Here is an 18,964-nt window from a genome sequence, read left to right on the forward strand (position 1 = left end):
GACGTTCATTTTTTGTAACCTTCCAAATTTACATAGCTTATCCCAATTATTCTTGGCCTAGGTTATGCTTTATAAATAGCGACGGCAATTGAACGCTATAAATGCTTATTATGAGGAATTAAATTTAATGAAACTAATTGATACAAATCCACAATCAGAAAACGATGTTCTAGTGATGTTCCCTGCTGCTAAAAATTTTCCAGTAGAAGAGGAGCGCACAGCTAAAGCACCAACGCCTCTAAATAAGCTTATCGAAGAATTCGAAGAACAGGTCGCTTTACAAAAAGAACAGGAAAAAAGACCAGTTATGAATATCCCATCTAAGGAGGGGATTGAATCTATCAAAACTCGCCGCTCATGTAATACGGCCATTGAAATTCGCCTTGCTGCCCTTGAGGAAATTGAGCAAAGACTAAAGTTCTATCTTGAAGATATTGGGACTGCTAAAAGAAAAGTATAGAGAGGTATCGCGTCCCTTATAAATGAAAAATTATATTTGGAATTTGTTTTGGAAATGGTGCCTATTAGTAGGTGAATACCGTCTAGTGTGATGAAATTGCTTAAGCATTATGCAAATTTTACATTATGAAATTTATGAAAATATTTGCCCGGTTCAGGAAGTCTCGAATTAAGATTTTAAGTCAAATGGTAAATCGCATATATACTGTTTCTGTTCATCAAAAGCTTTCGCATATCGCTCAATAAGGTTAATGGATATTCTATATGTATCATCAGGGAGATTTCGAATATCCACATTATTTATAATTAAACCTTTTAGATAAGGTGAAAGCTCTTGATTGGGATTATATCTAATTTCCCACATAATACCCTCTGATCTCATTAAGTGGGTTGCTAGTACAGGAACTTTAACTTCACTTAAGGCAGGGCTTTGTAAAAAAGATTTGATACGTCTTGCTCCAGTGACAACTCCTTCAACAATTAGTCCTGCTATTACTGATGTCGCAATATTTTCGATAGTTATAGATGATATTAATGTAATGAATGTTGTAGGCTCTGCTGCATATTTCCCTTTTTTTAAAACTTTTATTGGCTGAAATACAACATAAGCCTCATCAACTGCTTCTTGGCTTGAAACAGCCAAGTCTAATTCAACGATATCAATTTTAAAGTCTTTACTCATGATATACTCCTAAACTTGAGCCTTTATATTTTTCTCGATTCTTCCATTGGTACTCATCTGTAATAATTAAAGAATATATTAATTCATTTCGATTTTTTTCTAAGTTAAAGTTATAGTGTGGGTTGTATATAAGTCCTATGGGTCTGTCGAGGTCATGATCAGCGAACATTAACGGATTTCTCGAAGACCAAAAAGCTAGTCCTTTTAATTCATCTACAGTTTTTGCAAATTTTCCTTGATCAGTAGCCATTACACCATGTATTCTTCCATAAGATTTATAAACAACTGTTCTTTTTCTTGGTTTTTGAAGAAGGCAAAAATTGTTCTTTAAAGGAGCAATTTTGTGGATTCCTATTTTTGATAAAAATTCATTGAAGTTTTCACTCTCTAAAGCATCATGCCAACCTTTTTCTCCTGTTGCATCGGTATATGACTTCAAATACTCCTTCGCAGGATGATTATAGTGTCTAAAACACGAAGCATAGAAAGGCACTATACCGCATTCTTCTCCATTAATAATGAGATTTGCAATTTGTTTCCACACCTCTTGAATATGGGAACACAAATGATTGTAACCAATGGTTGAAAATCTTTCTTTTGCTTTTGCAAATGAGTAAAGCCACGCTAGTTCATTTAAGTTCTTATTTTCAAACGGGTCAGTAAAATGAATTCCTTCGTTTACTGAGAGGTTTACACGCTCTAAAGCAGGTATGCAGCCCCAAGGATGTGTATCTGATCCGACAGAGAGAACAAAGTAGGTGGGTTGCACTGATATTTCAATTTTTTTGTTTTTACTGCATTGATCTATAGTTAGCCCGTATGGGATTTTTTTAGTAAACTCAATCAATTCTGAATTGTCTAATAACAATTGAATGGCACCATCCATACCTTTTGAATCTACTAGTATGTTTTTTTTATTGAACTGATTTATCATCAATTTTTCCTAGGCAAAATAATGTTTAATACGTCAGTAGCGTACAAAAATTGTATTTGCAGATGTCGTTATATGATTTCCTGTCGATACCAGGTTAAAGTGTCCTCTGCATAATGGAATTATGTAAGATGTGTTACCTCTGTTGTCCCTTAGAAGTGTACCTATTAAATTACGAGTTAACTGACAGTTCATAAAAGAGCATATTGGATGCTTTTTGCAGTGGATAAGCCAGAAGTTCATCCAAGATTGTTGGTTTGACGATGTTACTATTACACTGAAGTCAAAGTTTGCACCAATTTTAACTGGAGAAGTCCTGTGGATTAAGCGATTCATTTATGGCATCCTTTGCATGTGTTAAGTTTATCTTTGATTTCGTTTATAACGTCTATAATGTCTTTTGTTTCTTCGCATTTTTGTGCAGACCAGAGCTTAGAGAATTGTTCTTCTATTTTAACAATAATTTCATCGTTAGGCACTGGAAGACTTTCAAAATTGTTCTTTAGAAAAGAGAGAGCGTAGCCTAATCCTGATTTTACTTCATTTATATAACTATCTTGAAAACAAGATGTGTCACCTATCTTAGCTGGATCTCCTGATCTCTCTGAATCGAATATATCTCTGATTATATCCTCAAACTCTTTTTCATAGTCTTTATTGTTATTGGTCATATTCACTCCTGTGTTTCACATAATTATATGTCAGAGTATGACGAAACCTTAGAAGCTTTGTTAAAAATTACAATTGTCGAATTTTTGATATTAATCATAATTCATATATATTAAAGGTAGTATATCTAGCTTGCCGAAATATAAGAGTTCTATTCACGTTTGATTGTTAGGGCACTATGGTAATAAGTTATGAAAATTTTTATTTGTGCAAAATGAGTCGTCTTTTCTGATTGTACGGTATCTTACTGTAGTGCCAATTAATTATGTTTTTCTTGTAGAGTCGCTTAGTTAAGCCTAGTAGCAATATGTTTGGTATTTGTGATCTATTTTATGTAGAAAATTGCAGTACACGTTACTTGGCCGACTCTCGGCTCCTGCTTCTGTAGCTCTCTTTGTGGTATGCTCTGGCCTTGTTCTTCGGGGTCTCCTGACCCCTCGAATTTGTTCGGCATCAATTTGCCATCGTGGCAATTGACGCCTCCAAAACCATCAAGCTACGCTTGCTTTTAACATCGTGCGAACAAAGGTTGCCCAAAGGCAAGCTTTGGCGAACAGATGTATGTGACTCAAGAAAGCGAGCCGAAGGCGCGGCTTTCGGTTAGTTGGCAAATACGCGCTGGACTTGGCCGACTCTCGGCTCCTGCTTCTGTAGCTCTCTTTGTGGTATGCACTGGCCTTGTTCTTCGGGGTCTCCTGACCCCTTGAATTTGTTCGGCATCAATTTGCCATCGTGGCAATTGACGCCTCCAAAACCATCAAGCTACGCTTGCTTTTAACATCGTGCGAACAAAGGTTGCCCAAAGGCAAGCTTTGGCGAACAGATGTATGTGACTCAAGAAAGCTAGCCTAGGGCGCGGCTTTCGGTTAGTTGGCAAGTACGCGCTGGACTTGGCCGACTCTCGGCTCCAGCCTCCGTCGGCATACACGCCATCCTGGCGCTAAACCATCAAGCTACGCTTGCTTTTAATTAAGCAGTAATATACTTCGAAAAATGTATGGGAGTTTGAATGAATGGTGCCTAGAACTGGACTTGAACCAGCAAGCTCGAAAGCACACGGCCCTCAACCGTGCGTGTTTACCAATTTCACCACCTAGGCACATTGAAATCACTTGAATTCTTTAGATATATTAATCACTTAGAATTTGATTGGCAATGAAAAATCTTGCTCGATATTGACCCGCTGTGGCATCGTCCAGTAAACTAGTTCAGTGAGGATTATTCTAATATTTGTGCTCTTTGCACTATCATTTACCCTGAATGCTAAAGAGTATACGAGGCCTATTGATTACGCTGAGTATACAGTTGAGATTAACGCTCCAATTGAAGCTGTGTGGGACTATAACTCAAAAAATGAACACGCACGTCAGTGGTCGACTTACTTCTACAAAATTGTCTCTTGCCCAAATTCGCAGTGTCCGTGGAATGAGAAGTTAAAGCAAAGTGATATTGGTTTCACTCGACGCTGTTATCGAAGAGAGAGTGAGCAGGGGACTTTTTGGGACGAAACGACAACAATGGTTTCAAAAAGTGAAAACGAATACTACAAGCAGATCAGGGCCTATAACTTCAACGAATTTATGGATTTTATGAATTACAACGAGAAGGGAGAGTTTCTTGTTGAACAATTTTACAAGAAGCTTGGTGACAATAAGACGTCATTAACTTTTCGCTCTGGCTATATTCGTCGCCATGAACTTGCAAGTGCTCCGTCAAAATTTGAGTTCTTTTTATGGGAACAAATCTTTCACTTCATCACTAAGCGAAGTGTAACGAATACTTTTAAATGGAATCTTGAAAATATTAAGGCGCATATTGAGCAGGGTGAAAACTATAAGAGAATCCACCCGTATAGCTCAAATGATGCTGATTTTTATTAATTAGATTACTTTGAATACTTCATCAAAAGAGAAACGTACTTTTTCAAGATCCTTGTACTTGTCTTCATCTGATCTATAACCAAGCGCTACTGTTCCAAGAGTTTTATACTTTGTCCCTTCAAGTCCTAAGATCTTATCGTATTCTTCTGGAACGATCCCTTCGATTGCACATGTATCAATACCTTGAATGGCCGCAGTCATTAGAAGCTGTCCCATAGCAATATATGTTTGGCGTTGTGACCACTCTGGAATCGTTTTTGAACGTGGCCCATCAATTAATGCCGCCTTCATAACATCAAAATATCCTTGTAGACTTTCACGTTCTACATTTCTTTGCTCAGCAATTGATTGCACAAACTTTTCAACATATTCTTCATCTAACTCTGTAAGGTAAGCAAGAACAACGTAGTGAGAGGCATCAGTTACTTGAGATTGGCCCCAAGAGTGCTCTCTTAGCTTTTGGCGTGTAGCCTCATCATTTACTAAAATGAACTTCCAAGGTTGTAGTCCAAATGAACTGGCCGCAAGTCTTAAAGATTCATTTAAAACGTGTAAGTCCTCATCTGTAATTTTTTTTGTTTTATCAAAAACTTTTGTGGCATAACGCCAATTAAGTGCTTTTATAATTTCTTCATTTTTCATGTGTACTCCACTGGTTATATATTTTATCTGCTTCAGCCTTTAGCTTCTGTATTTCTTTTAGATCAACATTATTTGAACAAAGAAGCTTTTGCGGAATTGATTTTGCTTTTTTCTTTAGTTTCTTTCCACTTGTCGTTGTTGTGATATAGACAATCCTTTCATCTTCAATACATCTCTTTTTCTCAACTAGGCCCTTTTCAATGAGGCGCTTAATCAGGGGAGTTAGAGTCCCGTTATCAAGAGAAAGCTTTTCTCCAAGCTGAGACATATTCACTTTCTCAGTTTCCCATAAGGCAAGCATGACAAGGTACTGTGGATAGGTGAGGTTTATCTCATCGAGATATGGCCTATATTGACTAGTAATGAGTTTACTTAGTCGATAGAGGCTGAAACAAATCTGATTGTCGATTAATAGAACTTCATCATTCATTATTTAAAGCTCTTTTCGATATCTTTTTCTAAACTTTCTGGTTTATCAATTGGTGCATATCTCTTAACAGGATGGCCTTCACTATCTACTAAGAATTTTGTGAAATTCCATTTTATTTTCTTGCTACCAAGTAGTCCTGGTAATTCATCTTTAAGATATTGATATAGTGGGTGTGTGTTATCTCCATTAACATCAATTTTTTCAAAAAGCGGAAATGAAGTTTTAAAAGTTAAGTCACAAAATGATTGAATATCCTCTGAGTTTCCTGGCTCTTGTTTGCCAAATTGATTACATGGGAAGGCCAAGATCTCCAGTTTTCCTTGATACTTATCGTATAGCTTTTGAAGTCCTTCATATTGAGGAGTAAAGCCACACTTACTTGCTGTATTTACGATCAATAAGCTTTTTCCCTTAAATTCAGATAGTGATCTTTCATTACCTCTAATATCAATAGCTTTGTAATCATAAATACTCATTTCAATCTCCTTTGATTTATTTGATAAGTAATATGTATCACAAAACTATATTGTGCACAACCTAATTGTAAAAAATAAGATATTGAAAAGATTTCAATATCTTATTTATATTGACGATCATATAGAGGAGGTCTGGCATGGCGCTCCATGTATTCATTTCCTCTGTAATCATCATCATTCATTTCTTGTATTTCTTGCTCAGACGCTGGATTTCTCTGTTTCTTCTCTTCACGAGATTGTTTTCGGTCCTGAGTTGCATTTTGCTCCTCTCCGTGAATCAATCGCTGAACTGAAGGATCATTTTCATCAACAATGGCAGTATAGCGCTCTCCATAAACTTCAAAGCCGAAAGCAAGAATTGCAAGTGTGATTATAATGTATGTGAGTGTCTTCATCTTATAACTCTTTTTGCCTCTCTTTTAACCTTGCTCTTACTCGTAGATTAAGTAGTGCATGTTGTTTAGAGAAGCATCTGCTTTTGCATCGCTTGAGGCAGGTGTACGCTCCATACGATGCTTCATTTTGGATTTCTTATCCTTTTTCATTTCTTTACTCATTTGATGACTTTCTGTCTTTTTTGACTTTCTCTCGCCCTTATCTCTCGCTGCAAATGTAGACGTGCTAAGCAGTAGAACGATTAAAGTCATAGGAATCAATTTCATATCATACCTCTTGTTTGTGTTTAGGCTTTTCTAAGCTCTTTGGTTGATTATGAAACTGTACTTTGGTTTTTTTATGTAATTATTGTGGAGATTGTTTGATATTTTTTTTACTTGAATGGACGCTTATATTTTCCATCACTATCATGAGTATGACCATTTTCATCATCGCTTGGAATGCTTGCTGGATAGCGACTGCGTTCATATTCTTTTGGGATTATTGGGCCCATTCCGTCATCATCAATTTCAAAGATTTTTGCCTTCAAATCCTGTGTCTGTGTCTGAGTCTTATTAGGCGACTGTCCCTCTATAGCTAAGGTGTCGTAGGCACTTACTTTTACGGCCATTAATATAGAGAACAAAATGAGTAAGGATATTGCTTTCATTGGCCTTGTTACCTTTCTTTGATTAAAATGCTGATCATAGTTTTACTAATTTTAACTATCGGAATTTTATTTATATACTTTATTTAATAAATACTTTTCCTTGTAAATGTAATGGGTTAGACCTTGTCCAAATCAATAGCTGAATTCATTCATCAAAAACGACTCTCATCGATGCAATCATTCTTTGATGTGGGAATTAAACGCTTCTCTCGCATTACGCTGGATGAGCTTCGTCGGGCCATGGATCTTATTGAAGGCGAGTATAAGAATCTTGTCAATTGCTCTATTCAAAAGCTCAATGACCATACTTGCTTAGTTTGGGGCGAGCCTAAAGCTCATTGTATTATTCATCTACACTCAGGAGGCTATGTTACTGGCCATGAGTATACTAGTGCTCAATTTTGTCAGGCCCTTTTCGATTTCCACGAACACTCTTCCTATATCGTTTGTCCTGATTACCCTTTATCTCCAGAATCAAGTATTCCTGAAATCACAAATTGGTGCCTCGCTCTTTTAAATGATCTTCATCTTAAAGGTATAAAGAGTTTTACGTTAACTGGTACTTCTGCTGGTGCAAATCTTGCGACATTAGTTACATTGGCCAATAATCATTTAGGTAGTAAAGCATTTAAAATCTCTGATTTACATCTCTTAACAGGTCATTATCAAAGTGATTTTGAAACGACGTCGGCAAATCGATATGAGAGTGGCGAAGAAAGTGGTTTATCTAAATCTATGCTTTTAAAGCTATTGGATTATGCAATCTCAAATCGTGAAGTGCATATGAAAGACCCTGCGATTTTTCCTCTTTATAGTGATGAGCTTGAGGCCCTTCCTAAAACAATTATCTATGCCGCTAAGTATGATGTTCTCTACGATGACAGTTTAATGTTTTATGAGAAGTTATTGAGAGAAGGAGTTGATGTAACTTTCAAGGAGTTCTCACATGGATTTCATGCTTGGTCGAATCATATCCTTGAGAATGAAGAACTTCTAAATTATGCAAAAGCAAAAATCTTCACTGAAATCAAAGGTTCGTAGATTCCTGAGTTATCTAATCTTTCTCAAATAAGCTCTATCGAGATGGCCACTTTAATGGCCATAATTTTGACTTATAAGGATTCAAAAGCACGATAAATAGGTATATTTAGAACATTTGTTGAGTAGCGATAAACTCTTATTAGAGAGGATTTTATGAAAGCTCAATTGGGTTTCTACAGACGTCACTTAGCATTAGGAGAGTTGGTTTCTTTCGAGGGCCTGCTTATGTTGGTTACGTTAATTTCTCTTTTCTTTTTTATTAGTCTTGCGCTTCTAATTACTATCGTCTTACTTGATTATATTCCTTACTCACCAAATGTAAGCATTGTGCTTGTTGTTTCACTATTAGTATATCAGCTTCGATTTACTGGCGATTCGCGAGAGCTCTTTGGTGATTTTCTATTTCCTACTAAAGCACTAAAAAAGTGGTTTGAAAGAAGCTTTATGATCTGCTGTCTTTCACTCATTATTTCCTTCTTCTGTCTTTCTATGCTCAGGTACTTTCGTTATTCATCAATGAATACGCAGCAGCTCCTTTCGTATTTTCATATGGCAAAACCTGTCTATGCTTTTGTTTTTATCAAGCATCGTCCAAATGATTTTTTAGCTTATTATGATAAAGGAATGCCTCTGGATAGAGACTTCCGTTGGCTTAATGACCAAGTGCTTATTAAGGCAATGGTCGTTAATAATAGGCATGAGCTTTTGGCAAAATTTCTCTCTAAAAAAGAAGGATATAATATTTCTTCAGCCCAATAGTAAATTCTTATATCTTGTGTGAGTAAGTTTAATTAGTTAAAATTTATCCATGGCACGTATAAAATTATCGACACCTCAAAGAGAAGCTGATTTTAAAACTAAAATTGAGCTAACAATTAACTTCGTCAATTATGGAAATCATATGGGAAATGATGCTGTGGCAACACTTTGTCATGAAGGGCGTCTGCGCTTTCTTAAATCCCTTGGTCATGATGAACTAAATTGCTTTGGTAAGTCACTAATTCAAGCTGATGCTGCTTATATGTACCGTGGAGAGGCTTTCCATGGGGACGTTTTAGAGGTTGAAATGTTTGTCGAAGATATTAGTGAGTACGGCTTTGACCTTCTATATAAATTCACATGCGGTGATCGTCTTATCGCTTATGCTAAAAATGGCCTAGTCTTCTTTGACTATGAAGAGCGCAAGCTTGCCAAGGCCCCACAGGGTTTTCTTGACCACTTTAAGAAATAGGCTGCCTATAATTTGAGGAAGTCATACCACGCTAATTAGTTGATTTTTGTATCTACTTGAACCACCAGTACAATTATTATTTATAATTGAATGGAGGGCATATGGACGCTTATTTAAATAGTCCATTAGTTGAGATTAAGAACTTAGATTATACTTTCCCTGATGGCGAAGTTATCTTTAAGAATGTTTCCTTAAAAGTTGGTGCCGGTGAGTTTGTTATTTTACTGGGAAAGAATGGTTCCGGTAAAAGTACATTTATTAATCTTGTTCTAGGTGCCTACAATCCACTAAATGGTCATGTGAATGTTTTTAATATGGCCCCAACACACAATCGTTCAAAGATCTTCAAGAAAATGTTCTTTAACTCACATGATTTTGATTTTGATGAAAACTCTCGTGTTGGTTTCATCTTAGATAATTATCGAATTCTTTATCCTGATTATGATATTGATAAAGAAAAAAGACTATTAGCTGATTTTGAGTTAGATCGAGATAAGTGCATTCATGAGCTTTCTACTGGAATGAAGGTTCGTGTTCAAATCATTGCGGCCATCGCATCTGGAACACCTCTTATCTTAATTGATGAGATTACTGCCGTTCTTGATCGAAAGGCACGTAAGATGTTAGGGGAGCTTTTATCAAAAGAATGTGCATCTGGGCGAAGTGTTGTGATGGCAACAAATATACCTGAAGATACGACATTAAACAGTAATAGAGTTCTTACAATTAGGTCTCATGGGATTGTCGATTATGAAGCAGCATAGTGTTCTTGGAAATCTTGTTATTAATAATATCAAAGAGAATAAGAATGTCTTTTTTCTTAAAACTCTATTCTTTCTTCTTTGTCTATTTTCATCTTGGATTGTTTATTTAAAATTTGAACTAAATATTCTACCAATTACTGCATTTTCAGTTATTTTTATTTCGATTGTTTTAAATAAGAGTCGTTCTCAGACCATTAGGTCGCCGCATAAGTTGACTGGGAGTCTATACAATTTAACTCTACCAATTAGTCTGTTTCACAAAATGTTGCTTCAAGCTTTTGGATTTATCTTCTCTTATTTTTATAGCATCATAGCAGGTCTTTATATGGCCAATTACCTTTTATTAAATTCTTCTCAAAACGATATGAGGGATGAAAAGGTTATATTATCTACTATCCTATTATTTATATTTTTTGCTAATTCATTTATTGTAAGAACTTTTGCCTTTCAAGAGCGTCATCAATTTAATCGACTTTTTAGAAATCCTCTTATTTCTTTAACTAATATTCCTTTTTTATTTCTAAATATTATATTTATTGGTACTTCGATGCTTCTCCTAGGTGTTTTTATTTCTGAAGATAGTGCAGTTTGGATTTTACCACTATTTCTAAGCTTTTTTATCATTCATACATTTGTAAGAGTTTATAAAGATGATAGGCCATATAACGAGCATAAGAAGTTTCGCTTATTACAAACAAGTTTAAAGAAGCAGCTGATCCTTAACTTAAAGCTCTCATCAAGTCTTGGGATAGGTACTGTTTTACTTTTCTACTTTATCTCAAGCTTTAATCACATAAATTATAATTCATATATCGTTTATTCTGGATTTGGATTTATTAAAGAAGCAAAATTCATAACACTTTTAAGAGATAAAGATTCGAGTAAGTTTATTAAATATTACGATAGTGGAATGCCTGATGATAAGCAGTACGCATGGCTGAATGAAAAGGTCGTTTTTGATTTTGCGACAAGGTTTGATCGAAAGGATATTATCCTTCATCTTCTTCCTAGTAAGATTTCTGAATATGATAGTTATATCTGTAAATTAAATGAAGACAAAAAATGTCACCCAGGAAGTTTATTAAACTTTATGGTGGTTATGAATAGCCAGAAGTTTCTAACTTATCTCTTAAAGAATAATGAGTATAAAATTGAAGATCATACTCTTAGTCATAATCTTTTATTGGCCGCAAAGGATTGTAAGGGAAGGTCTATTGCATCTATTCTAGATTCAGACTTAATAAAAAATGATAAGGATAAGAGTGAGCTTTTTAATACCTTAGGAGAGTCAAGTGAGCCTGAGTGTAAGAAAGTGATGAGAGATATATTAAGTAGAGCATATCTTAAAAAATAAAAAAGGCCTCTATCGAGGCCTTTTCTTTTATTTGAATTAATCAATTTTTTGAATTTGTTGAATATATTCTCTGTACTCTTGAATATTATCATTTTGAGCTTGAATATTATCTAGCTCTGGAAGTTCAACGTTATCGAAGATATTTTTAACTTTCTTATCGATCTCGTGCTTAACACCAATTGATAGAAGAAAGTCATAACACTTAAGTGCTTCTTCGATCTTCTTATTCGCTTCATGCATCGTTGCTGCATTTGAAGTTTCAAAAGTTGAAGGAAGTTCTAACTTACCAAGTTTTCCACCTGAGATAACGTGAAGAAGTCCTGGCCAAAAAGATGCTTCGTCAGCATCCATAGAGTCATTGATTGCAAGAGCAAGAATTATATCAATACGTGCTTTTAAAAGCGCGATTGAAATTTCACGGTTGTGACCTGCTACGATATATTCTTCTGACTTACTTAGTGTTGCACCTTGAGAGTCTTTAATAAGTGCATCTTTCATAAGTGTGTACATCGACATTTCAGCAAAACCATTATTTTTTGCATTGAAAGTTTGACGGTGGTGAACCTTGTGAAGGGCCGCAGCTACAGCATAGAAAGATTGCTCGTAGTTACGTTTTTTTAGTGACCACTTTCCTGTATGGATTGGAGTCATCTTACCTTTCTTCATTGCTTTTTTAACGTTGAATTCACCTTTAATATCTGTTTCATAAACAGAGGCCATATTCTTGTAAAACTCTTCTACTGCATCATAGAAAAGCATGTCACGAATTTCTAAATTATCGTAAGGCTTAATTCCTGTATAAAGGTTATATTCAAATGCCATAAAGAATTTTGCAGCATTTGTAAGCTTTTGACCCATTTCAATATTGTCATTTAAGATAAGTGCGAAAGCATCACGTCTTTCAACTGAAGACTGTGCCGAACGAAGCTGTGAGTATAGTTGTGATGTTGTATCACTCATACCGTCAGTCGTCTCACCAAGCTTATCCATTTTTTCTGGCATTTTGATGGCCTCTTTAACTTCCTTACAACCTGTAAACAGTGTAAGTAGCATAAGAGGAATTAAGAATTTTTTCATGACTCTCTCCCTAATTTTCTATATAAAAGTAGGTCTTTGTATGATGAGGGTCACTAAAATGAAAGTGTTTATCTTGACGTGTGAAAGAAGTAACCTGTCTAACTAGCTGAATTAACACTCAGTGACGTTAACAGCAAGGCCTCCACGGCTTGTTTCTTTATACTTCGTTTGCATATCAGCACCAGTTTCTTTCATGGTTTTGATAACTTTATCAAGACTCACAAAATGACTTCCGTCCCCACGCATGGCCATTCTGGCCGCATTAATTGCTTTTACTGCACCCATCGCATTTCGCTCAATACATGGAATTTGCACAAGGCCACCGATTGGATCGCAAGTTAGTCCTAGGTTATGTTCCATTGCAATTTCTGCGGCGTTTTCGATTTGTTCGTTTGTTCCACCAAGTACTTGTGCAAGCCCTGCTGCCGCCATTGAGCAAGCAACACCAACTTCGCCCTGACAACCAACTTCTGCACCTGAAATCGAAGCATTCTTTTTATAGAGAATCCCGACACAACCGGCGACTAAAAGGAAGTCCACAACTTTATCAATTGAAGCGTCCTTAACAAATTTAAGATAGTATTTAATAACTGCTGGAATAATTCCGGCCGCTCCATTTGTTGGTGCTGTCACAACTTTTCCACCAGAAGCATTTTCTTCGTTAACAGAAATAGCAAAGAGATTTACCCAATCCATAATCGTTAGGGGATCAAGGTTCTTCTCACAGTCTTTTTTCGAAAGAGCTTCGTATAACTTCTTTGCTCGTTTATTTACTTTAAGGCCACCTGGAAGTTGTCCTTCTGCTTTAAGGCCCCTACTTATGCAATTATCCATTGCCTGCCAAATTTCTAAAAGGCCTTTATTAATCTCTTCTTCACTTCGCCATGATGTTTCGTTTGTCTTAATTAAATCACAAATTGAAATATCATTTTCATTAGCGATTGCTAGAAGTTCATCTCCACATGTGAATGGATATTTAACCTTGCTTGTGTGTTGAGAGAAAATATCGCCTTCGTTATTTTCGCCTTCAGCTACGATGAAGCCGCCACCAATTGAGAAGTAGACTTTCTTATATAACTCACGTCCGTCTTTATCGATGGCCTGGAAGCACATTCCATTCGAGTGGAAGTCGAGAGTTTGTTTGCGATGGAATAAGATATGTTCACGTGGAATATAAGAGATCACTTTTGCGTTATCTCTACCTTCAAAGAAAGTAAGCTTTTCTTGGTCGTGAGCTAGATTTAAGATGCGATCAATTTGATCTGGGCAGATATCTTCAGGAGTGTAACCACTAAGTCCTAGAATGACGGCCTTGTCTGTGCCATGTCCTTTACCTGTTAAGGCAAGAGATCCATAGAGTGCTGTCGAAACGACTTGCGTCTCATCAAATAAACCCATTGAAACGAGTTTATCCATAAATTCTTTAGCGGCCCTCATAGGCCCTACTGTATGCGAGCTACTAGGCCCAATTCCGATTGAGTAGATATCAAAAACACTTAAATTCATGAGGAATTTATATCAGATGATTATGATTTGAGCTAGCCTAGTTCCACTTATCTTCAAGATATGTATGAATTGTGTTCACTGTTGCTGCATCAGGTGGATCATTAAAGAGCATAAATTCCATAACATCACCGTTAAAATAGCCACCATTTCCACTAAGAGATCCTGTATGGGTGTAGCTATCACTAAGGTATGAACCTAAAGAGATTGCCCCCGAGTGAGCATATAGGAGTGAAGTTGAAGTTGTAGAGCCGATTGAGCTTCCATTTATATAACAAGTGAGATCACCATCAGGCCCGGCCGCTCCCGTATAATTTGTGTAATCAAAAACCCAAGTAATATGATAAATGGTATTTATTGCTATCGGCGCGCTGACAGAAATGAATGGCTGGCTACCGTCTCCGTCATCGTTTATATTCCAGAATCCACAGTACAGATTTCCGCCTTGAATATAGATATTCATTCCACGACTGGCCCCGCCTTCCTCGTAGATAATTTGCAGACTTGTGATATCGGCAGAGGTCTCAATAGATGCTGTGATATTTCTTTGATTAGTCGTGGCCGTATTTAGCTCTGCATGGTTTGCAACAGTTAGATACTGATTAGTTCCATTAAAAACAACATGATTATCGACGCCATCAAAAGTTGGAGCGCCTCCATTTTGATAAAAATTATGTGTATTGGCACTACCGGAAATATCAAGCCAATCTTCGACAACTCCATTGAATGCACCATTGCTCGCAATTTTTCCCGTGTTGTCTAGGATGGAGCTTAAGTCGCTAGCATCTAGTCTTGCAACCATATTAGGGAGGGATGTTGCTGGATTGAAAACCTGAAAGGCCACTGAGTTTTGTGTGATACTTAGACCTGCACCATCAACTGCCCTTAATGAGATATAGTAATTAGTTGCTTCATTAAGTGAGAAGCTAGCGCCATCAACACCACTAACTAGCTTATAACTTGTAACATTGCCGATGTTGATCCAGTTCTGAATATTTGTGAAGCCCGGATTGGTTCCGATTGCAATTTCATAATGATCGATTTGGCAGTTATCTGTTGCTGCTACCCAAGTTGTTGTCGTAGACGATGCGGCCGTGGCGTCATCTGCTGAAACGTCTGGTGTACCAACAGCACTTGGTGCCGTGTTGTCCCAATAGAAGCTAGTGCTTGCTAGAGTCGTCGAGGTTTGTGCTGTTGCACTTACTGCACGCACCGAAGGGTAGTAAGCTTGGCACTCTGTTAATCCAACAAGACCTGTGTGCGTGTAATTTGTTACTGTACCAATATTTGTCCAGGCCGTATGCTCGGAACCAGCCGATGTTGTTCCTAGAGTGTAGTCGATATGATCGAAACTTGCTGGATTAGTCCATGAGACTGCTGGAGCATTTTGCGGTAAGGCGCCCGTAATCACGGCCTGGGCCGTTGAAATTGTGCTGGGAGCCGCCTGACCAACAGGAGCTGCCTGGATACCATCTGCTCCTTCTGCTCCACCTGAGCAAGAAGTTAGGATGAGGCCAAGAGATGTTAATATTATTGCGGACTTAACAAGTTTCATTCTAAATAAATTATAGAATGAATGATCTTTAATTAATTTAGGAAATAATTTACCTAGTTTAAGTTGTTGAAATTACTTACCACGAGAGTCCGGATAGATGCAACGGTCTCCACAATGTTCTTCGATGTCCTGCCATTTGGGATTTTGCTCTAATTCGTACTTATATTTATAGATCTCTTCAGATGATGGCCTTCGAATTTTTCGTTCATCTTGATTGGCCGCTTCTTCATAAGGGTTTGTTGTTCCAAAGCTATCCATACGGTATGGGCCGCTTTGATTGTCTGAGTCTTCTTGTGCATAAGCACCAGAGAATAATAGTGATATAATCAATATCCTTAGAAGTTTCATACAGTCTATCATTACCAAAGAAGATGAATCTTTAATGAAAGACTGTGAATAGAAATTCTTATTTATTTTAGTCTTTCTTATCAAGGGCCTGATAGAGCTTTAATGAAATCCAAGCATCAGTTGCAGCGTAGCGAATTTGGGCATCTGTTAATTTGTTATTTTCCCAATTTGTTAGCTTTGCCTTCTTAGAGATTTTCTTCTCTAAGAGAATTCCCGTTAAGGACTGTAGACCAAGAGTAATATAGCCTTGCGCTTTTGCAAGGTCTTGAACATCGACAACGCCTTTTGCGTTGATATGGTATTGCTTCTTAAGATCACGACAATCGTCTTTAACCGCAACCCCTGTTTTAATTAGATTCTCGTCTTCTAAATATTCGACTAGATAGTCAGGGCATTGAATCTTATTTAAACGAAAAAGGAAGCACTCATCTTCAAATGAAACTTGAATAAGACTTATGCGAAAATTGTCGGTCTTTTTAAAAGAAGGCCTTGATTCAGTATCAAGGCCCGTGCAATTGTATTTTTGATTTAATTCTTGAAATCTTTTAGAAATATCTTGGGCCTTTTGTTCAGTATCAATTAAATGAATCTGGCCCGTGTAATCAATCATCTCGAAAGAGTTGATTTCTTCTTTAGTAATTCTAGCTTTAATATTATTCGTATTCTTCTTCGTATTCTTCAATGACTTCTTCCACTTCTTCTTCGCTCTTAGCGCCTTCTTCAAAGATATAAGGCCCTAAAGCTTCTTTTAATTTGTAATCAGTGTAAGCAGAGACAACTTTTGTAACAGTTTCACCACTGCCTCCAAGTGGAGATGATTGACGTTCACACTTTCCACCTTGCTTCTTACATACGTTTACTTTATAGCAACCTTTGTCAAAATCAAAGGCATAATCGATTTCACCAGCTACTAATATACCAATAACCTCATCTTTCTTATTTAAAACAGGAGATCCTGAGTTACCTGCAAAAGTATCGAGGTCTGTGATGATCTCTTTGCTGTAAATTGGGTTTGAGATAACCTTGGCTCCGTCTGCAACTTTAAGAGGGAGTCCTGTAGGGTAGCCCGCCACATAAATATCTGTACCTTTTGCTGTTGCATTCGTTGACATGTTTAGAGTTAGTGGCTTCTTATCTGTCGCTTCTCGTTCAAGTTCAACAACTGCATAATCTAGTGTACCTGTGTAAGATGCCGCTACAACGCGCTTACAACCATAAACGTCATTCTTTTTAATTTCTAATTGCCCATCTTTATTTACTGATGTTGAGTTATAATTGAATACCCATTTATTATCTCTACACTTTGATGTTACTTGGTCAGAAACTTCTGTTCCACCTGAGATCATACAGTGTCCGGCCGTCATAAGAAGATTCTTTCCTATTAAGAATCCACTACAACTTGCAATCGTAGGCTGATCTCTAAATCTCATGTCACCACAAGTAGGGTAACCTCTATGGTATTTTAATGTAGGAAATCTAAGAAGTTTTGTATCTGCAACCTTTCCTTTTTCATCTTTCAAAAAAGCATAGCTTGGAACCATTGCTGCAACACTATCAACTAGGAATTCTTTATTTGATTCGTGAACATCAACTCTGTTATCGTTTCCATAAATAACTTTATTAATGGCCATCGAATTTGTTGAAAGTAGCGCTGAAAATAATGCGATTTGCGTAAGATTTAACTTCAAATTTCCCTCTCTTTTGCTTTTTGTAAGTTTTTGCAGTTTTCTTTACATTTGAATATAAGAAAGTTGTGATTTGAAAAACTTACATGATGACGATTACCTAATTTCACGCTACTATCGGGACCTATGAATCAAGTAAATAAAGTAAATAGAGACGATTTGCAGCTGTCATCTTACGACTACGATCTGCCTAAAGAACAGATTGCTGAGCGCCCAATTGAGGGACGTCATCACTCAAGATTATTAGTTTACAATTGTAAAACAGATACAATTTCTCATCATAAGTTCAATGAATTAATTAACTTTCTACCGAAAGAAACAACTTTGGTTTTAAATCAAAGCAAGGTTTTCCCTTGTCGTCTAAAAGGTCACAAGGAAAGTGGTGGTAACGCTGAAGTTTTCTTTCTAACAGTTGAAGCCGATGAAAATGGCCACTACCGTGCACTTGTAAAAGCGCGTGGCAAGAAGAAGGCCGATGACAAGTATATTTTCGCTAACGGTCTGACGATTTCAATTGTCGATAATATTGAAGGTGAGTTCTTGATCGCTCCTTCAATTGTTGGCAATGATCTTATTGACTACTTAAATGCAAATGCACTTGTTCCAATTCCTCCTTATATTCGTGGGGGAGAGTCAGACGAACAAGATAAGAAAGATTATCAAACGGTCTTTGCCAATGAATTAGGAAGTGTTGCTGCTCCAACGGCCGGACTGCATTTTTCTGATGAGCTATTAGAGCAGATTAAAAGTCAAGGCCATGACATTGCCAAAGTTACTTTACATGTTGGTCTTGGTACTTTTGCTCCAGTTAAAGTTGATAATTTAGAAGATCACAAAATGCACTCTGAAAATTACTTTGTTGATAAAGTTAATTTTGAAAAAATAAAAAATGCTAATAAGCGCATTGCCGTTGGGACGACGAGTTTAAGAACTCTTGAAACAATTTGGCAAAATGGAGTCGATAATTATACTCCGGGAGAGATGAAGGATACTTCAATCTTTTTACACCCTGGAGTTGATGTGAAGAGTATTGATGGTTTGGTAACTAACTTTCACCTTCCTAAATCAACGCTACTTATGCTTGTGAGTGCGCTAATTGGCCGAGAGAAAACATTAGAGATTTATAATATTGCAGTTAAAGAGGGATATCGTTTCTTTTCATATGGTGATGCGATGTTAATTTTAAGGTAAG

23 protein-coding genes and 1 tRNA gene are annotated in these 18,964 nt (G+C 36.7%); 8 read left to right on the top strand and 16 right to left on the bottom strand.

Annotated features, from left to right (window positions below):
* The first annotated feature begins 127 nt into the window (after positions 1 to 127).
* Positions 128 to 460 carry a hypothetical protein gene (locus tag ACMAWV_RS07740; protein WP_103217424.1) on the top strand — a complete coding sequence of 111 codons (333 nt, stop codon included), beginning with the start codon at positions 128 to 130 and terminating at the stop codon, positions 458 to 460.
* A gap of 168 nt (positions 461 to 628) precedes the next feature.
* Here the strand turns inward: ACMAWV_RS07740 and ACMAWV_RS07745 are convergent, their stop codons facing one another.
* The 4 genes from ACMAWV_RS07745 to ACMAWV_RS07760 form a co-directional block, all read right to left on the bottom strand.
* Positions 629 to 1,141, bottom strand: coding sequence for a hypothetical protein (locus ACMAWV_RS07745; protein ID WP_412469629.1), 513 nt, complete (start codon positions 1,139 to 1,141; stop codon positions 629 to 631).
* Positions 1,134 to 2,075: a hypothetical protein gene (locus ACMAWV_RS07750; protein ID WP_412469628.1), complete on the bottom strand. Its 942-nt coding sequence runs from the start codon at positions 2,073 to 2,075 to the stop codon at positions 1,134 to 1,136. Before ACMAWV_RS07750 ends, ACMAWV_RS07745 begins: the two co-directional genes overlap by 8 nt.
* A 329-nt stretch (positions 2,076 to 2,404) precedes the next feature.
* On the bottom strand, positions 2,405 to 2,743 hold the full coding sequence (locus ACMAWV_RS07755) for a hypothetical protein (protein WP_412469627.1): 339 nt from the start codon (positions 2,741 to 2,743) through the stop codon (positions 2,405 to 2,407).
* A 1,012-nt stretch (positions 2,744 to 3,755) separates the two neighbouring features.
* Positions 3,756 to 3,840, bottom strand: a tRNA-Leu gene (locus tag ACMAWV_RS07760).
* 133 nt (positions 3,841 to 3,973) lie between these two features.
* Between ACMAWV_RS07760 and ACMAWV_RS07765 the strand changes: the two genes are divergently transcribed.
* Entirely contained in the window at positions 3,974 to 4,621 is a 648-nt protein-coding gene (locus tag ACMAWV_RS07765) for a hypothetical protein (RefSeq protein WP_103217423.1), read from the top strand.
* On the opposite strand, the gene ACMAWV_RS07770 is transcribed toward ACMAWV_RS07765, so the two are convergent.
* The 6 genes from ACMAWV_RS07770 to ACMAWV_RS07795 all read right to left on the bottom strand — a co-directional run bounded on the left by ACMAWV_RS07770 (position 4,622) and on the right by ACMAWV_RS07795 (position 7,175).
* Entirely contained in the window at positions 4,622 to 5,263 is a 642-nt protein-coding gene (locus tag ACMAWV_RS07770) for an NAD(P)H-dependent oxidoreductase (protein ID WP_103217422.1), read from the bottom strand.
* On the bottom strand, positions 5,253 to 5,693 hold the full coding sequence (locus ACMAWV_RS07775; RefSeq protein WP_412469626.1) for a MarR family winged helix-turn-helix transcriptional regulator: 441 nt from the start codon (positions 5,691 to 5,693) through the stop codon (positions 5,253 to 5,255). Before ACMAWV_RS07775 ends, ACMAWV_RS07770 begins: the two co-directional genes overlap by 11 nt.
* Positions 5,693 to 6,169: a glutathione peroxidase gene (locus tag ACMAWV_RS07780; RefSeq protein WP_103217420.1), complete on the bottom strand. Its 477-nt coding sequence runs from the start codon at positions 6,167 to 6,169 to the stop codon at positions 5,693 to 5,695. The genes ACMAWV_RS07775 and ACMAWV_RS07780 overlap by 1 nt, the downstream gene beginning before the upstream one ends.
* Before the next feature lie 101 nt (positions 6,170 to 6,270).
* On the bottom strand, positions 6,271 to 6,564 hold the full coding sequence (locus ACMAWV_RS07785; protein WP_103217419.1) for a hypothetical protein: 294 nt from the start codon (positions 6,562 to 6,564) through the stop codon (positions 6,271 to 6,273).
* Between the two features lie 36 nt (positions 6,565 to 6,600).
* Positions 6,601 to 6,831, bottom strand: a complete 231-nt coding sequence (locus ACMAWV_RS07790; protein ID WP_103217418.1) for a hypothetical protein — start codon at positions 6,829 to 6,831, stop codon at positions 6,601 to 6,603.
* A gap of 107 nt (positions 6,832 to 6,938) precedes the next feature.
* A complete protein-coding gene (locus ACMAWV_RS07795) occupies positions 6,939 to 7,175 on the bottom strand; it encodes a hypothetical protein (RefSeq protein ID WP_412475825.1) in 237 nt (78 codons plus the stop codon).
* 162 nt (positions 7,176 to 7,337) lie between these two features.
* Between ACMAWV_RS07795 and ACMAWV_RS07800 the strand changes: the two genes are divergently transcribed.
* From ACMAWV_RS07800 to ACMAWV_RS07820, 5 genes are all read left to right on the top strand, one after another.
* Positions 7,338 to 8,255: an alpha/beta hydrolase fold domain-containing protein gene (locus ACMAWV_RS07800; protein WP_392991710.1), complete on the top strand. Its 918-nt coding sequence runs from the start codon at positions 7,338 to 7,340 to the stop codon at positions 8,253 to 8,255.
* A gap of 153 nt (positions 8,256 to 8,408) precedes the next feature.
* Complete coding sequence (locus tag ACMAWV_RS07805; protein ID WP_103217415.1) at positions 8,409 to 9,014, top strand: hypothetical protein; 606 nt, start codon at positions 8,409 to 8,411, stop codon at positions 9,012 to 9,014.
* A gap of 49 nt (positions 9,015 to 9,063) precedes the next feature.
* Positions 9,064 to 9,486: a thioesterase family protein gene (locus tag ACMAWV_RS07810; RefSeq protein WP_392991712.1), complete on the top strand. Its 423-nt coding sequence runs from the start codon at positions 9,064 to 9,066 to the stop codon at positions 9,484 to 9,486.
* Positions 9,487 to 9,587: 101 nt separating this feature from the next.
* Positions 9,588 to 10,250, top strand: coding sequence for an ABC transporter ATP-binding protein (locus ACMAWV_RS07815; protein WP_392991714.1), 663 nt, complete (start codon positions 9,588 to 9,590; stop codon positions 10,248 to 10,250).
* Positions 10,237 to 11,604, top strand: coding sequence for a hypothetical protein (locus ACMAWV_RS07820; protein WP_412469624.1), 1,368 nt, complete (start codon positions 10,237 to 10,239; stop codon positions 11,602 to 11,604). The genes ACMAWV_RS07815 and ACMAWV_RS07820 overlap by 14 nt, the downstream gene beginning before the upstream one ends.
* Positions 11,605 to 11,640: 36 nt before the next feature.
* On the opposite strand, the gene ACMAWV_RS07825 is transcribed toward ACMAWV_RS07820, so the two are convergent.
* The 6 genes from ACMAWV_RS07825 to ACMAWV_RS07850 all read right to left on the bottom strand — a co-directional run bounded on the left by ACMAWV_RS07825 (position 11,641) and on the right by ACMAWV_RS07850 (position 17,775).
* Positions 11,641 to 12,681, bottom strand: a complete 1,041-nt coding sequence (locus tag ACMAWV_RS07825; protein ID WP_103217413.1) for a hypothetical protein — start codon at positions 12,679 to 12,681, stop codon at positions 11,641 to 11,643.
* 111 nt (positions 12,682 to 12,792) lie between these two features.
* Positions 12,793 to 14,187 carry an L-serine ammonia-lyase gene (locus ACMAWV_RS07830; RefSeq protein ID WP_392991718.1) on the bottom strand — a complete coding sequence of 465 codons (1,395 nt, stop codon included), beginning with the start codon at positions 14,185 to 14,187 and terminating at the stop codon, positions 12,793 to 12,795.
* Between the two features lie 37 nt (positions 14,188 to 14,224).
* Entirely contained in the window at positions 14,225 to 15,739 is a 1,515-nt protein-coding gene (locus ACMAWV_RS07835; RefSeq protein WP_412469623.1) for a hypothetical protein, read from the bottom strand.
* Positions 15,740 to 15,811: 72 nt separating this feature from the next.
* A complete protein-coding gene (locus ACMAWV_RS07840; protein WP_392991722.1) occupies positions 15,812 to 16,069 on the bottom strand; it encodes a hypothetical protein in 258 nt (85 codons plus the stop codon).
* Positions 16,070 to 16,154: 85 nt separating this feature from the next.
* A complete protein-coding gene (locus tag ACMAWV_RS07845; RefSeq protein ID WP_103217409.1) occupies positions 16,155 to 16,769 on the bottom strand; it encodes a 3'-5' exonuclease in 615 nt (204 codons plus the stop codon).
* Positions 16,741 to 17,775: a trypsin-like serine peptidase gene (locus tag ACMAWV_RS07850; protein WP_103217408.1), complete on the bottom strand. Its 1,035-nt coding sequence runs from the start codon at positions 17,773 to 17,775 to the stop codon at positions 16,741 to 16,743. Before ACMAWV_RS07850 ends, ACMAWV_RS07845 begins: the two co-directional genes overlap by 29 nt.
* A gap of 123 nt (positions 17,776 to 17,898) precedes the next feature.
* On the opposite strand from ACMAWV_RS07850, the gene queA reads away from it, so the two are divergent.
* The gene (queA, locus tag ACMAWV_RS07855) at positions 17,899 to 18,963 is read left to right on the top strand and encodes a tRNA preQ1(34) S-adenosylmethionine ribosyltransferase-isomerase QueA (protein WP_412469622.1); all 1,065 of its coding nucleotides are present in this window, start codon (positions 17,899 to 17,901) and stop codon (positions 18,961 to 18,963) included.
* Position 18,964: the final 1 nt, after the last annotated feature.

The sequence above is a fragment of the Halobacteriovorax sp. RT-1-1 genome (assembly GCF_047085455.1).
Taxonomy (GTDB): domain Bacteria; phylum Bdellovibrionota; class Bacteriovoracia; order Bacteriovoracales; family Bacteriovoracaceae; genus Halobacteriovorax_A.